The sequence below is a fragment of the Parvibium lacunae genome (assembly GCF_003335215.1).
In the GTDB taxonomy this organism is placed as follows: Bacteria; Pseudomonadota; Gammaproteobacteria; order Burkholderiales; family Burkholderiaceae_D; genus Parvibium; species Parvibium lacunae.
The window spans coordinates 571024-586227 of the sequence record NZ_QPGB01000001.1 but is presented as its reverse complement, the minus strand read 5'-3'; the positions used below and the strand labels follow the sequence as shown (position 1 = coordinate 586227).

The 15204-nt window shown below is 52.4% G+C and carries 16 protein-coding genes; 7 read left to right on the top strand and 9 right to left on the bottom strand.

The window, feature by feature from the left end; translation table 11 throughout:
* Positions 1-29: 29 nt before the first annotated feature.
* The 7 genes from DU000_RS02740 to DU000_RS02710 all read right to left on the bottom strand — a co-directional run bounded on the left by DU000_RS02740 (position 30) and on the right by DU000_RS02710 (position 7570).
* Complete coding sequence (locus DU000_RS02740; protein WP_114401792.1) at positions 30-2870, bottom strand: sensor domain-containing protein; 2841 nt, start codon at positions 2868-2870, stop codon at positions 30-32.
* A 310-nt stretch (positions 2871-3180) separates the two neighbouring features.
* Complete coding sequence (locus DU000_RS02735) at positions 3181-3963, bottom strand: peptidylprolyl isomerase (protein ID WP_114401791.1); 783 nt, start codon at positions 3961-3963, stop codon at positions 3181-3183.
* A gap of 33 nt (positions 3964-3996) precedes the next feature.
* Positions 3997-4263, bottom strand: a complete 267-nt coding sequence (locus DU000_RS02730) for a BolA family protein (protein WP_114401790.1) — start codon at positions 4261-4263, stop codon at positions 3997-3999.
* 5 nt (positions 4264-4268) lie between these two features.
* Complete coding sequence (locus DU000_RS02725) at positions 4269-4922, bottom strand: septation protein A (RefSeq protein ID WP_114401789.1); 654 nt, start codon at positions 4920-4922, stop codon at positions 4269-4271.
* 8 nt (positions 4923-4930) lie between these two features.
* On the bottom strand, positions 4931-5359 hold the full coding sequence (gene msrB, locus DU000_RS02720) for a peptide-methionine (R)-S-oxide reductase MsrB (RefSeq protein WP_114401788.1): 429 nt from the start codon (positions 5357-5359) through the stop codon (positions 4931-4933).
* Between the two features lie 28 nt (positions 5360-5387).
* Entirely contained in the window at positions 5388-7082 is a 1695-nt protein-coding gene (locus DU000_RS02715) for a protein adenylyltransferase SelO (RefSeq protein ID WP_240001765.1), read from the bottom strand.
* Positions 7079-7570, bottom strand: coding sequence for a WbuC family cupin fold metalloprotein (locus DU000_RS02710; RefSeq protein WP_114401787.1), 492 nt, complete (start codon positions 7568-7570; stop codon positions 7079-7081). The genes DU000_RS02715 and DU000_RS02710 overlap by 4 nt, the downstream gene beginning before the upstream one ends.
* A 21-nt stretch (positions 7571-7591) precedes the next feature.
* Between DU000_RS02710 and DU000_RS02705 the strand changes: the two genes are divergently transcribed.
* Genes DU000_RS02705 through DU000_RS02695 form a run of 3 tightly spaced genes read left to right on the top strand, consistent with a single transcriptional unit; the run spans position 7592 to position 10073 of the window.
* Positions 7592-8569 carry an alpha/beta hydrolase gene (locus DU000_RS02705; RefSeq protein ID WP_114401786.1) on the top strand — a complete coding sequence of 326 codons (978 nt, stop codon included), beginning with the start codon at positions 7592-7594 and terminating at the stop codon, positions 8567-8569.
* Positions 8570-8593: 24 nt separating this feature from the next.
* The gene (locus DU000_RS02700; protein ID WP_114401785.1) at positions 8594-9061 is read left to right on the top strand and encodes a GNAT family N-acetyltransferase; all 468 of its coding nucleotides are present in this window, start codon (positions 8594-8596) and stop codon (positions 9059-9061) included.
* A gap of 34 nt (positions 9062-9095) precedes the next feature.
* Positions 9096-10073 carry a DMT family transporter gene (locus DU000_RS02695; RefSeq protein ID WP_114401784.1) on the top strand — a complete coding sequence of 326 codons (978 nt, stop codon included), beginning with the start codon at positions 9096-9098 and terminating at the stop codon, positions 10071-10073.
* 6 nt (positions 10074-10079) lie between these two features.
* On the opposite strand, the gene DU000_RS02690 is transcribed toward DU000_RS02695, so the two are convergent.
* Positions 10080-10382, bottom strand: a complete 303-nt coding sequence (locus DU000_RS02690; protein ID WP_114401783.1) for a DUF4936 family protein — start codon at positions 10380-10382, stop codon at positions 10080-10082.
* Between the two features lie 82 nt (positions 10383-10464).
* On the bottom strand, positions 10465-11658 hold the full coding sequence (ygfZ, locus tag DU000_RS02685) for a CAF17-like 4Fe-4S cluster assembly/insertion protein YgfZ (RefSeq protein WP_158529610.1): 1194 nt from the start codon (positions 11656-11658) through the stop codon (positions 10465-10467).
* A 221-nt stretch (positions 11659-11879) separates the two neighbouring features.
* Here ygfZ and mltG point away from each other — a divergent pair, with 221 nt between their 5' ends.
* The 4 genes from mltG (at position 11880) to DU000_RS02665 (ending at position 15155) form a co-directional block, all read left to right on the top strand.
* Positions 11880-12905, top strand: coding sequence for an endolytic transglycosylase MltG (mltG, locus tag DU000_RS02680; protein WP_420812097.1), 1026 nt, complete (start codon positions 11880-11882; stop codon positions 12903-12905).
* A gap of 83 nt (positions 12906-12988) precedes the next feature.
* Positions 12989-13651 (top strand): dTMP kinase, encoded by a 663-nt coding sequence (tmk, locus tag DU000_RS02675; RefSeq protein WP_114401780.1) that lies wholly within the window; start codon positions 12989-12991, stop codon positions 13649-13651.
* Positions 13648-14757 (top strand): DNA polymerase III subunit delta', encoded by a 1110-nt coding sequence (gene holB / locus DU000_RS02670; protein ID WP_114401779.1) that lies wholly within the window; start codon positions 13648-13650, stop codon positions 14755-14757. Before tmk ends, holB begins: the two co-directional genes overlap by 4 nt.
* Entirely contained in the window at positions 14754-15155 is a 402-nt protein-coding gene (locus DU000_RS02665; RefSeq protein WP_114401778.1) for a PilZ domain-containing protein, read from the top strand. The genes holB and DU000_RS02665 overlap by 4 nt, the downstream gene beginning before the upstream one ends.
* Positions 15156-15204 lie beyond the last annotated feature (49 nt).

Here is a 15204-nt window from a genome sequence, read left to right as displayed (position 1 = left end):
GGAATGCTGGCGCTATGTCGCGGTCAGCGTTAGATTAGGGTGGCACGAATTAGGTGTTGTATGCTCTCAAGCGGCATCGGTTTGCCGATGAAGAATCCCTGTGCGGCATGGCATTGATACCCACGCAGGGCTTCCAGCTGTTCACTGGTTTCTACTCCTTCGGCAATCACCTGCAAATTCAAGCGTTCACAGAGGGTAATGACTGACTGCACAATGGCAGCATTACCGCTATCTTGCGGCAAGCCCGTGATGAAAGCGCGGTCGATTTTGAGGGTGGTCACGGGCAGATTTTTAACGTAAGCCAGTGAGGAATAACCGGTACCGAAATCGTCAATGACTAAGCGTACCCCTAAATCTTGGATACGCCGCATAAGCAAAATGGCGCGCTCGGGGTCACGCATCCAAGCGCTTTCAGTGAGTTCGAGTCGCAACATTTCCGGTGGCATTTGTAACTCACGTAGAATCCGTGAGATATGCTCAGACAGGGCGGGATCATTTAACTGCTTGGCCGAAAGGTTAACACTTACCGCAATATCACCTAAGCCGAGGGCACGTAGCTCTAAGTGGTCCAGACAGGCTCGACGGATTGACCAATCGCCCAGGCGCGCAATCAAGTTGCTTTCTTCCGCCACGGGAATAAAGCGAGTCGGTGCAACAAAGCCCCATTCCGCATGGGGCCATCGGGCTAAGCCTTCCATCGCAATAATCTTACCGCTGGCTATATCAATAACGGGTTGGTAATACAGTTGCAGTTGGTCTTGTTCAATCGCTTTATCAAGTTCTGTTTCTAAGCGCAAGAAATCTTCTCGCTCGGCCTGAATCGCAGCATTAAAAACTTGAATCCCATTGCGCCCGGTCGATTTCACTCGATACATGGCTGTATCCGCATTTTTAATCAAACTAAAGGCGGTGCGTCCATCACGGGGAGCAATCGCAACGCCAATACTGGCTGAGAGCGAATGGGTCCGGTCATGCCAGGCCAGCGGTAATTCAATTTCGCGCAAAATTCGGCGGGCGACAGCTTCAGCAGCACGATCATTGATGACACTGGGGACGACCACCACAAATTCATCGCCACCCACCCGTGCTACGACATCTTCGGTTCGCAATAGCTGAGTAAGACGGCGTGCGATTTGACGCAGAGCATCATCCCCCGCCTCGTGGCCGAGCGTGTCGTTAATGTTTTTATAGCGATCTAAATCGATAAAGAAAACACTAAAACTATTGGTCTCTTCGCTCGTTTGGCTGGGCGCCGGAATCTGTGCCAATCTCTTTTCGATCAGATCAATCAGCATGGCCCGGTTGGGTAAATTGGTTAAGGCATCATGGGTGGATGCAAATAATAAGCGTTCTTCTGCACGTCGGCGTTGCAGATATTGCGCGACGGAGCGGCTGGTCACCTCAGCAACCTGATAAATGAATTGATCTGCCTCGTGATTTTGTGTGCTGAGGAAAACCATCACACTAATCACGGTCTGTCGATCGACAATCGGAATATAAAAGGCACTATGAAAACCGAGTCGCCGTGCGGCATCGGCGCGCGTAAAGCCCGGGTGCTCGCTTAAATTCTTGACCCAATGCGCTTTACCGGTACGCCACACTTCAGCCTGTAATGTATCGCTTTCAACCGCGATCACCTCATCGGGATAAGCCAGGTATTGCATGTAGCGGGCATTCCCAAAACTTTCAGCGCGAGCAACCGTACCACCACCATGCTGTCGATACCAACGTGAGCCGCCCGCCCAACCCATTTGCTCACATACCACGCGAATGAAATTAGTCACCGCTTGTGCGGGGCTTAACTCTTGGTGCATGGAATGCGCTAAACCATTCTCGATTTGCAGGAGAATCTCTTGACTGCGCTCTTCAGTAATGTCGCGGGCGACCCCCCGATAACCTAAAAATTCTCCCGAATGATTAAAAAACGGACGACCACTGACGGTGGCATGGGAAACTCGACCAGTTTCATTCACGATTGAAAAACTAAACCCTTCAAATGCCAATCGCGCTTCAAGAATATCTCGATGACGTTGCCAGTCGGTTTCATCGACCCCAAAGATGGGTAGATCCCAGCGTCGCTTTCCAATCCCTGTTTCCGCCATGAGGCCAAGGGTTTTTCTCGCACCGGAAGAAATCCAGGTGAATCGATGCTCCTGATCCGTTTCCCAATACCAATCAGAGCCCATATCGGCGAGTGCCTTGAATTTAGCTTCGCTGTCTTGAATGGTTGCAAAGGCATGCTGTGAGTCAGTGATATCTCGTACAACAGCCTGAATACGACGGGTTTTTCCTGCTTGATCTTTTTCACAATGACCGTGACTACGAACCCAGATCATCTGGCCATCGTGGCGCTGAAAACGATAGACAACATTAAAATTTTTCCCCTCGTGCACGGCGCCCATACGCGCATCACGTACTAGGGCTCGATCATCCGGATGAACTTGCAGTAAAAAATCTTTAAAGCTCGGAATGGGGGCTGCCGGTTCATAGCCATACAAATCATAAGTCCCCCGCGTCCACCAGATTTCCTGGGTTTGCAGGTTCATGATCCAGGAACCTAATTTGACAACGCCTTCGGCGATTTCATACTGACGTCTTAAAAAGCGTAACTCAGCAATCGCTAAAGTCCGGATTTCATGCCGGCGGCTGAGAATCAGGTAACGCACCCCCAGTAAGGTCGTGATGGTGGCAATGCCAATCGAGCCGAACAACAAGATCCAGGTCGATTGTGTTGCCCCCGCCGGAAAGGCTGCCACAAATGGAAAGGCACATACCCACAGCCAGGCAACGGCAATGCAGGCTGTGGCAATCAGATTGCCGCGCCATGCTTGGCTGGGAAGGGGGCGATTTAATGAACCTGGATTAGGCATGTGACCCAAATAAAATACCAATTAATTTTATGTACTGCGATGTTCAAGTGATTCTGGCTGCCCATAATCCCTTGAGAGCTCTATTTTTGTCGATTTTGATCAACAAAGTCGAGCAACGGTCATCAGTATCATCGGCCTCAATAACCGCTTGCCCATTTAACGGCTAAATTCACACTTACTTGATTTACCTATGGGCGTCGTAGGATTCCGCTGCACCTCGGCTACGCACAGCCTGCATTCAGTTTCGCAACTGCAGCAATTCAAATAAAAAAGGGCAGGGGAAACCTGCCCTTTTGCTGTGTAGCGGCTGTTACTGCACTTTTGCTTTATCTTTGAGCGTTTCCCTGAACTTATCAAGCTTGCTCTGTTTGAGTCTTTCGCTCAGTTGCCCTTTGACTTCTGCCAAGGCAGGGATTTGGCTTTCGCGAATGTCATCGAGTTGAATCACATGCCAGCCGAACTGGCTTTGTACTGGCGTATCAGTCATTTTGCCTTTCTCCAACTTCACGAGCGCATCCGCAAAGGACTTCACATAAACCCCAGGGCTTTGATAGCCAAGATCGCCGCCATTTTGTGCTGAGCCGGTATCTTTCGATTTTTTCGCTTGTTCTTCAAATTTGGCGCCGCGCTTTAGGGCCGCAATAATCTCTTTCGCGCTTTCTTCGCTATCTACTAGGATATGGCGAGCTTTGTATTCTTTACCGCCCATTTCACCCTTAATGCGGTTGTACTCTGCTTCTATTTCGGCATCGCTAACCGGGTTTTTCTGCATTTCATCTTGGACCAGGGCGCGAATCAGAATCGATTGGCGGGCCAATTCAAGTTGCGTTTGCACATCTGCTCGGCCTGCAATACCCCGTTTCATGGCTTCTTGCACCAGGATTTCACGATTAATCAACTCTTCACGAACTGCTTGTTGCAGTTCCCGACCATCTTGCTGGCCGGCTTTTTTAAGCTCGTTAATCATGTTATCTGCGCGTGTTTTGGGAATCGGCTTACCGTTCACCACCGCAATGTTCTGCGCTGCCACTTGCATACCAAAACCAGCCAATAGCGCACAGCATAATGCATGGCGCACAAAAGTCGAACGCATAGGAATCCTCTTATTAATTCGGGTTAGTCATTTTTAAGCTGACTGTGGGAGGCGTGCCTCTATCGCTAGCGCATGAATTTCGCGTCGCATCAAATCAGCCAGCGCATCATACACCAGTCGATGCCGCTGCACGGGGCTTAAACCGACGAAATGTGGGCTGGCAATGATTAAACGGTAGTGCCCACCCCCCCCTTGCGCGCCAGCATGCCCAATGTGCTGATGGCTTTCATCCATGATTTCCAGGTGCTGTGGTGCCAGTATTTGCAAACGCTCGCGCAGGGTTTCAATTGCAATTGCCATCAGCGTTACTCCTGATCTTTTTTAAGCGGTGCGGGGGACACGTTTGCAGCGTCTGAAAGATAGCGATTTAAGTAGAGCCCTTGCCCTATGGCAAATGCCAGTAATAACCCTATGCCGCCAAACAGCTTAAAGTTGACCCAGGTATCTGTACTAAACACGGAGGCTACCCACAAATTTAAGGCCGCCATCACCGTAAAGAATCCGATCCACAGCGTGCAGAGCCGATCCCACACGGCTTGCGGTAAGCTCAGCTGGGCGCCCATAAGCTGTTGCACATAGTTTCGGCCAAAGAGCCGCCCGCTGAGCAAAATAAACGCAAATAGACCGTATAAAACCGTGGGTTTCCACTTAATAAATGTCTCACTGTGAAGCCAGATCGTCGCGCCACCGAAAACGGTAATCAAGATTAAGCTGATCCATAGCATCGGTTCGACTCTGCGCTGGCGTAGCAACAAATAGCTAACCTGCCCAATCGTCACGACGATGGCCAAGGCTGTTGCCAACAGAATCGGCGCTTCTTGAGGGCTGATCACGCCCTCGGCCACCCATGGGCCCAGCCAGTCGGTGGCAAAAGTAGCGGCCTCGGTAGGGGCTTTTTCTGCCCACTTAAAGGCCGCAAAAAAAAGTACGATGGGTAGAAAATCAAACAAAAGTTTCATTACATTTCTCAGCGAGTCGTTGTGGTATAGCCGTCTGGTAAAGATTCAGTCGGCACAAAGGTCAAGGAGGCTGAGTTTACACAATAGCGCAACCCTGTCGGCGGCGGACCATCATTAAAGACGTGGCCGAGGTGGGCATCGCAAACTTTGCAGATGATTTCAGTGCGGATCATGCCGTGACTGTGGTCCGGTAGATAACCCACATTCTCTTCATTGAGGGCTTTGAAGTAACTTGGCCAGCCGCAACCCGCATCAAACTTAGCATCAGTGGCAAACAATGGGGTCTCACAGCAGACGCAATGATAGATCCCCGTCTCCCAATGATTCCAGTAACGACCAGTGAATGCCCGTTCAGTCGCCTTTTCACGGGTGACTTGATAGTCTTGGGGGCTGAGTTGTTGACGCCATTCAGCAGGACTTTTTTCAACTTTTTTCATATGGCTCTCTGGTTAGCAATAGTAGAGATTAAGAAGAACAGCTTACCGCAAGCGTTTGCGCCCATGCAGGTGGTGCCGAGGCGTAAGCGGCATACTCCGGTTGTTCGTCGTAGGGGTGTCGTAAAACTGACAATAAACGCGCGATTTCACTGAAGTCACGGTTGTGTGCGGCTTGAATCGCGAGTTCGGCCAAGTGATTCCGCAAAATATACTTGGGGTTGCAGCGCAGCATCGCCGTTTGCTGGGTAGCCCAATCTTGCCCTGACGCTTGGCGTAAATGCTGGTAATCCGCTAGCCATGCGCGTAATTGGGTTAGGTTAGCCCAATACGGCGCGAGCAAGGTAACACATTGTTCAAGCGCCAGAGGGGCATGCGGCGCAGGCAAGCGACTTAGGGTGCGAAAGAAGAGAGTGAAGTCACTGCTCGCGCTTTCCATGTCGTTAAGTGTGCGTTGAATAAAACGGTCGCGTTCGGTAGCCTGCGGGTCTGTCTTGACAGCAGTAGCAAGCGCCTGTGTCGCAGATAAAAACCCAAACTTAGCCCACCAGCGCTGCTGCATCGCCTGGCGATAGCGCACCGGAAAGGTATCTAGGATGGACTGAACCTGGGTTTGCGCTGCATGCTGCGGTTGCTGGGTGGAAAAAAGCGGCAGCAAGGCTTGCCCAAGCGCATAGAGGTTCCAATAAAAGATATCCGGCTGCGCAGCATACGCGTAGCGTCCCTGGGTATCGGAATGGTTACAAATGTGGCCCCAAGCAAATTGATCCAGGAATCCAAATGGCCCGTAATCCAGCGTCAACCCTAGGATTGACATATTGTCCGTATTTAAGACGCCATGACAAAAGCCGACACTCTGCCATTGTGCGACGAGCTGGGCAGCGTCATCAATGATCTGTTCCAGCCAGGCTTGGTAGCGTGGATAGCCTGGGTCCAGCGACATTAAATGCGGAAAATGGCGGCTAATCACAAAGTCAGCCAGTTGCTCTAATTCGCGGTGTTGATGTCGCGCGGCGTAATGCTCAAAGTGCCCAAAACGAATAAAGCTAGGGGCGACTCGTGCCACCACGGCAGCAGTTTCAGTCGTTTCGCGAAAGACAGGAAAGTCGCCGCCGATGAGTGACAGGGCACGCACGGTGGGGATACCCAAGCCGGCCATGGCCTCGGCGCAGAGAAATTCACGGATTGAGGAACGTAATACCGCACGACCATCGCCGCCACGGGAATAAGGCGTTTTTCCTGCGCCCTTGAGCTGAATCTCATAAGAATGGGGAGGGTGCCCAGGGAGTTGCAAGCGTCGCTCGCCGAGACACAATGCGCGACCATCGCCTAATTGACCTGCCCATACCCCAAACTGATGGCCCGAATACACGGTCGCCCGTGGCCAATCGCAGGCTGCCAGATTGTCACGCTGCTCATGCGGAGGGTCCCATGGCGTTGGATTGCCACTTAAATAGGCAATAGCGGCTGGCGTCTGCAGTTGTTCAAGCGTCCAGCCTAATCGCGTTGCGACCGCTTCGCTGCCCGCTACCCAATAAGGGGCCGCTGTTGCAGGAAAGGGAGTGGGCAGTAGGGGGGTAGCAAAATCGCTCGGTAGCGACGCCCAGATATCCGTACCCTCATGCTGCCAACCCCAGTCACCTTGGCAATCAGATGGCGCCTCCTGTAGCTGTGGCGGGCACTCATAGGGGAAAGCGCGGGGGGTCGAATCACGTGTCACGCTCACGTTGTTAGCCCACTTTTATATTTAACAAATTGCGTTAAATGACTTAAATAAGAATTTGTTTCTATGGCATTTTCTTCAGGCGCCCAAGGTGCAAATTCAGCCTGGGTGAGGGCTTGGTAAGGGCCCGCTTTGGCTTCAAAAAAAACAGTGTTAGGTGCTAGTGCCAATACGGTATGAAATTGCCCCAACGGCAAGTGATAACCATAAATCGGCCCACCGGGCTGGGCGATTTGGCTATCGATTATGTCGCCGTTATCGTTAAACAGGACAATCCCTAGCTTTCCCTGTACCATGATTAAGGTTTCATCTTTTTGTGGTGCCAGATGACGGTGAGGGCGAATATACGTACCAAGCTGTAACGCATTAAAGAGGCGATTGCAAGGGTGAGATTCCTCTGCATGAAAATTGAAATTTTTCCGTAATCGAGGGCTCTCTTGGGCTGCTTGGCAGAGCTGATCAAGCTGCGATTGAGTAATAAAATTTTCCATTAAAACCGCTTTCTAGAAGCAATGCTTGATAAACAACTTGAATTTTTACTCAGGGCTGTCGCGCGGGCAAAAGCAACCGGCAAACTCTTGCCTTATGAGGCGCTGAGTGTCAGTGCGGCCCGCCAGCAATATGAAAAAGCGGCACCAACACTCGATATTCTACCCTTGCCTGTGCATGCCGTAGAGACAACGCAAGTGCCCGCAATGTTCCATCCAGAGCAGATAACCCTAGCTGCCCGCTGGTATTGGCCTGGCGAGGCGAGCTGGTTTAATCCACTCCCGGCTTTGCTCTACCTGCACGGCGGGGGCTATACGCTTGGCAGCCTGGATAGTTTTGACGCAACGTATCGTTTATTTGCCCATCATGCCAAGTGTGCTGTGCTAGCGCTGGATTACCGCCTAGCGCCGGAACACCCTTTTCCTGCAGCGGTTCATGACACCTTCGCCGCACTCAACTGGCTACACCATGAGGCAGAGTCATTGGGCTTAAATCGCCAATGCCTGATGATTGGCGGTGACAGTGCTGGCGGTACTCTGGCCGCCGTCGGGGCCTTGTATGCGCGCGAGCAAAACTGGGCGTTGGCAGGGCAACTCTTGCTATATCCTGGCACGCAAGCCAGACACACTAGCCCATCGCATGCCCTTTTTTCACAGGGCTATTTGCTGGAAAGTACCACGCTGGATTGGTTTTTTTCGCATTACATGGGCCCAAGTGCCACCTATGAGGACTGGCGCTTCGCCCCCAGTTTGGCGGCTAGCCATCGTGGCTTGGCCCCCGCCTGGTTGGCGGTGGCGGGCTATGACCCCTTGCGCGACGACGGACTCCGTTATGCGGCACAATTGATAGCCGCTGGCACTGAGGTGACGACCGTCAATTACACCACTTTGGTACACGGCTTTTTCAACTTAGGTGGGGCAGTAAATGCGGTCCAAGCCGCGCATCGGGAAGCGCTCGACTTTGTGCAGCAGCGGATAGCGCTTAGTACTCGTTTAAATTAAACAATTAAATTCAATGATTTCAGTATGTTAGAGATAACTATTAATGTCGATTCTTGGGCGATTATCGGGCCGCAGGCAGCGGCTATTCGGCAGCAGGTCTTTGTCATAGAGCAGGGTATTGATGCCACGGAAGAGTGGGACGAGCAAGATGCGTTGTCACGCCATGCGATTGCCCTAATTCAATTACCGAGCCAAGCGTGGGCCGCGGTAGGTACTGCCCGACTTTTGCCCAGCGAAAAAACAGCGCATGGCACGACACTGAGTAAAATTGGCCGCATGGCGGTGTTACCCGCTTACCGCAAACAAGGGATCGGTGCGCAATTATTGCAAACCCTAATTGCTGAAGCGCGGGCACGCCAGGATGATGAGATCTGGCTGCATGCGCAACGCCATGCTTGTCATTTTTATGCAGCACAGGGTTTTACAGAGATTGGTCCTCCTTTTATTGAGGCGGGCATTCCCCATGTCAACATGCAACTGCTACTGAAATAAGGCTTTTCGCCGACACAAATTTACTGGGTCAACGATGTCAACTCCCGCCTCTCCGGTTATTGCCGATAGCCCTCGACACAAACGCTGGCTCGCCTACAGTTTGTTATTGACCGCCAGTCTGCTTTGGGCGGGCAACACAATTATTGGGCGTGGGTTAGCACAGCATATTAGCCCGCTTGGCCTTTCTTTTTGGCGCTGGTTACTGGCGTTTGGCTTGTTGACTTTGTTAAATTTGCCGCGCTGGCCCGCCTATTGGCGCGACTATGGTGAGCAAATTCGAGAACGCTGGAAAACCCTTGTAAGTCTGACTTTTTTTGGCGTTGTGTGCTACAACGCCTTTCAATATTGGGCATTACGGCACAGCCCGGCGATTAATGTCGCCTTGGTCGCCAGCGCTATTCCAATTGTTATTTTGCCGCTGTCGGTGGTGGTCTTGAAGGTACGCCCGGCCCCCCATGCATGGCTGGGCGTTGGGCTTTCTTCGCTTGGCGTCTTGGTTGTACTGAGCCGTGGCGAGCTGGGCAATCTATTGCAACTCTCGGTCTCTAAAGGTGACGCCATCATGTTTGTCGCCGTGATAGCCTGGGGAATTTACACCATTATTCTGCGCAAAGCGCCGCTGAATATGCCCATTAGACTGTCTTTGAATTTACAGATTGGGCTGGGTTGTTGCCTGCTCTTCCCGGCTTATGCAGTCGAAATACTCTTCAACCATGACGCGCAGCCGCCAGGATTGACGCTTGGGCTCCTGCTTCCGCCACTCACCCCAAATCTGGGAGTAGCTTTGCTCTATCTCGCGGTGGGACCTTCTTTGCTGTCCTACCTTTGCTGGGATAGAGGGGTGAGTTTAATTGGTGCGCCTGCTGCAGGCGTTTTTATTAATTTCATCCCTATCTTTGCGGCATTTCTCGCGGTCATGTTTCTAGGCGAATCGTTTCACCTTTATCATGCGCTGGGCTTAGGGCTGCTGCTGGCAGGCGTTGGGCTCATCAATAAACACAAAGCTGCCTAAGTTGTATTAGGGGGTGGTGACAAAAACCTCAACGTGGCGTTCTCCAGAGATAAGCTTCTGTAAGGCCTTATTCGCCTGCTTGAAAAGTGCGCCATCAAGATTGGCAGGAACATGTTCATAAATTTCGAGCCAGGTTTGCAGGCTATCGACCGCCAGCAGTTCCTGCCGACACTGCAAGCGACCACTCAAACTGTATTCTGCGGCCATCTCTGCCAACTGCAGTTGAGCGGCCTGCATGACAGCGGCAGAGTCTTGATAGGGCGCCTTGAAATAGACGTAGATGGTGCGCTGGAGCATGGAAGCCGACATGACTACTTTCTCAATACACAACGATAAACCTACAAACGATGCACATCAATGACTACTTGGCTGATCCTGTCACTGGCTTGTGCTAAGCGGCTGTCGGGTTGGGCACCGTATAAGGTAATTCAAGCGGTAACAGTGCGACACGGCGTGTTGGCGCATCCGCCACTGGCGCAGTCAAACGGAGTTCAATTCCCCCCTGATGATGCAATTCTGTAGGAATTTCAAGCAATAGCTCATAAGCCACGGAGTCTGGCTCAGCCGCTGGCGCTGCAAGGGCGCGCTGAGTTGCTGCCACATTAACGACCCGGCCAACAGGTTGAGCCGTTTCCCCAGTATGCCACACGTCTATGCCCGCTGATATTGCCGCACGTTCCGTGGAAGACAAACGGGTAGGTGGGGTTGCATAGCGATACATACGTCGCTTCAGTTTGCCCAGATATTGACTGCGGGCCACCACTTCTTGACCAGGATAACAACCTTTTTTGAAATTAACGCCCCCGATCAACTCATAGTTCACGATCTGCGGCACAAAAGCCTCTTGGGTGGCCGCTTGAATGTGGGCAATACCCGCACCGATTAGGGCTAGACGCCAGACCGCGCTCGCTTGACAGGGGGTATCTTGGAGCGCTGACACCAGCGCGGGGAGGGCGGTCTGCGATGCCACCCAGAGTGACGAGCTCGCTAGCTGCCCACTCAATGGCATAGCAAGGCATTGCAAGCCTGTCTCTGGGTGGCTAACCTGATAAGGCTGGCTGTTATGCTGAGTTATGGCAGCCAGATTGCCCCAGCTGGCCAAAATCAGATCATCAGTTTGGCTCACTGTGGCTTTCGCTCGCAAAACGTACATGCGGAGCCGCTTAATCAGATTACTAACTAGCCCAGTATCCGCGAGTAAATGGACAGTCGATTCAGCATCCGTTGCGCCAGCCGTTTTCCACAACAACATGGTCGCTAGCAGGCGGCCTTTAGGGCTGCAATATCCTGTCCATTGGGCTTGGTTTAGCGGGAGCAGGGCGACATCATTAGTGAGCTGCCCTTGCAGAAAAGAAACTGCATCCGCACCGGTGACCGTCAGATGACTCAAATGGGGTAGGCTGGTCCAGCCAGCCCCCCCCACACTAGGCGCTGCTGGTGTGCTAGCGTGAGGCCAGAAATCCCAATCATCGTTTTGTAACGCACAACTTCCCCATGCCTGTAGCTCAGCGGGTAATGTAAATGCAGTAGGGGAGCTTAAATTTGCTAGCGCTGCGCTTGGGCTTGAGGAAGCGGTGGGCATCATTATTGGCATCCGGTAAAATATCATTAAGACGTATTTTATATGAGCGCTGCTGCGATCCTATGGATAACCTAAAAACGATAAGGAGACGGCAGCAGCCGTGTTAGCGACTACCTGTCGAGAGTTTGCCTAATGATGACCAATAATAAAGTGAGTTGCCCTTGAGTCGCATCTCTCCCGTTTCTTCTCAGCCTCATCGCTGGCGTCTTTATTTTCTGCCGGCCATACTGACTGGTAGCCTAGCAATCCTATGTGTGTTGATCTATCTGGCGTGGGCCATACATCGCCCGCTTACTTTAAAAATGACCGAGGTGGAGGTCTGGATTGCGCCCGGCTCTAGTGCCAAAATGGTGGCACAGACCCTGCAAGACAGTGGGGTTCCGCTCTCTGTCACGGTGTTTACCTGGGTAGCACGCTTAAGCGGTCAGGCGCATAAGATCAAAGCGGGTAATTATGTTTTGCGAGCGCAGACGGCAAACGAACCCGCGCCAGCTAACGCCAATACAGCCGCCGCTCCACTCAGTTTGTGGCAAATTTTAGGCAAATTAACCCGTGGCGATGTCTCACAGCGTGAGATCCGCTTCATTGAGGGCTGGACGTTTCGACAATGGCGACAAGTCTTGAACCAACATCCAGATCTGCGGCATGACACGCTGAACATGACCGATCAGGAGATTATGACAGCCTTGGGCGAGCCCCAGCTTGCGCCAGAAGGCTGGTTCATGCCGGATACCTACCTGTTCGATCGCCAAACCAGTGATTTAGCCATTCTGCGACGGGCCTTCCACATGCAACAGCAACTTGTCGCGCAACTTTGGTCGCAACGGCCCGCTGTTAGCCCCCTCAATAGTGCTTATCAGGCCCTGATATTGGCGTCGATTATTGAAAAAGAAACGGGCCTAGCTGCCGAACGGGCGCAAATTGCAGCGGTTTTTCACAACCGCTTGCGGCGGGGCATGCTATTGCAAACGGACCCGACCGTAATTTATGGCCTGGGGGCCCAGTTTGATGGCAATTTGCGTAAACGAGATCTGCTATCAGACACCCCCTTCAATACTTATACGCGTCCAGGGCTACCGCCAACGCCGATCGCGATGCCAGGGCGCGCCGCATTACAGGCAGCCATTCATCCCGCTATATCAGATGCTTTATACTTTGTGGCGCGAGGCGATGGCAGCAGCTATTTCTCGCGCAATCTGGAAGAACACAATCGAGCGGTGACGCGCTATCAACGAGGGAATCGTCCTTGAAGTGCATGCCTGCTTATTTTTCAATACAGTTGCAAGACTATGTTGGCATCGATCTTTGCCTGCTAAGAAGAAACGATATCTAAATGACAGCCTTCTTTTCTGCGCTTCCCCTCACGTCGCGTTTCGTCAGTTTTGAAGGGATTGATGGCGCAGGTAAAACGACGCATATCTACGCCGCTGCGGACTTTTTGCGGCAGCAAGGCGCTGAGGTTATTTTGACCCGGGAGCCCGGTGGCACACCGCTAGGAGAAAAACTGCGGGAGCTGTTACTGCAAGACGCGATGACGCCAGAAACCGAAGCGCTGCTGATGTATGCGGCACGTCAGGAGCATCTGAAACAGGTCATTTTACCGGCACTGACGGCAGGGCAGTGGGTGTTAACAGACCGATTCAATGATGCTTCATTTGCTTATCAGGGCGGGGGACGTGGTTTGGCAACCGCTCAGCTTACTTGGCTAGATGCTTGGATTGTCGCGGGGCATCAGCCTGCCTGTACTTTTTTGTTTGATCTGCCGACGAGTTTGGCCGCCGAGCGGATTGAGCGTAGCGATCGTGCTGCGCGCGACCGTTTTGAACTGGAACAAAGCACGTTCCATGAGCGAGTCAGGCAAGCCTACCGCACGCGTGCCCAAGAAAATCCAGCGCGGTTTGTCACCATTGATGCCAGTGCCGATCCAACTGAGGTGGGGGCAACGATTTTGGGCGCCATAAAAGCCCACTGGCAAAAACAAACATTGGCATCATGATTGAGCCGCCAAGCCATCTAGGCTTATTGCCCTGGCAGGAAGAGACATGGCAAACCCTGTCTCACTGGCATGACAAATTGCCACACGCGCTCTTGCTCCATGGACCAGCAGGGATTGGCAAAACGCAATTAGCGCATGTTTTTGCGCAAAGCCTGCTGTGCTCAGCGCCCACGTCCACGGGGCTGCCTTGTGGTGCCTGCCAGTCTTGCCACTGGTTTGCGCAAGGTAATCATCCGGATTGTCGGGTGATTCGACCCGACAGCCTGGAGGCCGAAGCAGGGGAGAGTGATGCCGAATCAAACAACCAGGAAAAAACCGATAAAAATAAAACACCTAGCCGTGAGATTCGAATCGAACAAATTCGCCAGCTAGCCGACTTTCTGGCCATTGGGACCCATCGCGGTGGCCGCAGAATTGTTTTTTTATACCCGGCACAGAGTCTGAATACCTATGCGGCGAATGCCTTGCTGAAAATGCTTGAGGAGCCGACAGCCCACACCATTTTTATTCTCGTCACAGATCAGCTTGATCGTCTGCTGCCAACGCTATTATCGCGTTGCCGTAAAGTGGCAATTGCGCCACCGCGAGGGATAGCAGCGCAAGAGAGGGCGCAACAGTGGCTGGTTCGTCATGGCTATGATCATACGCAAAGCCACATCGCCCTGACAGAAGCCGGTGGCATGCCCCTGCAGGCACTTAGCCTACTACAAAACAGGACGGAGACCGCGTCGTCAGCACAAGGGGGCGCAAGCTTTAATACCGACGCTTGGGTGCGGGAATTGGCCCGGTTGCTGCTTGAGCCGAATGCCGATGCCGTCTTGAAACTAGCGAATTATGGGCACAAAGAGTCGTTGCCGCTGCTCTTACAAACAACACAACGCTGGGCCCATGATCTCTCGCGACTGGCCATTGGTTTGCCCGCACAGTTCTACCCCCACATTGCCAAGCAAATCAATCGTCCCGCGCAGAAACTGGCCTTACAAGCCGTAACGACATGGGCGCAGGCGTTGCGTGAGCGCCAACGAATTGTCAATCATCCACTTAACCCGCGCTTATTTGTGGAAGAATTATTGCTTGAATACAGACAGAAAGTAGGGCGCTTATGAGTACTCCCGGTTCCGCCATTCCCGCTTCTAATCCAGCCCCGAATGGCGCTGCTCCAGCCGCACGATCGACCGTTCTTTCCTTAGCCATCAAGGAAAAAGCAGCGCTCTATGCGGCCTACATGCCCTATTTGAAAAATGGGGGGATTTTTGTCCCCACCAATAAACCCTACAACCTAGGGGATGACGTTTACCTGCTGCTTCAGTTGATGGACGATCCCGTCAAGTTGCCCATACCTGGAAAAGTGGTATGGATTACCCCTGCCGGCGCCCACAACAGCAAGGCACAGGGCATCGGGGTGCATTTTCCAAGCGATGCTACGGGAGAGGTGGCAAAAAATAAGATTGAGGCGATTTTAGGCTCGGCCATAAAATCTACTCGCCAAACGCATACCATTTAGTCCACGGCGGGCAATAGTGCTGCCTAACTGGCCTCCTGTGAGGTACCAC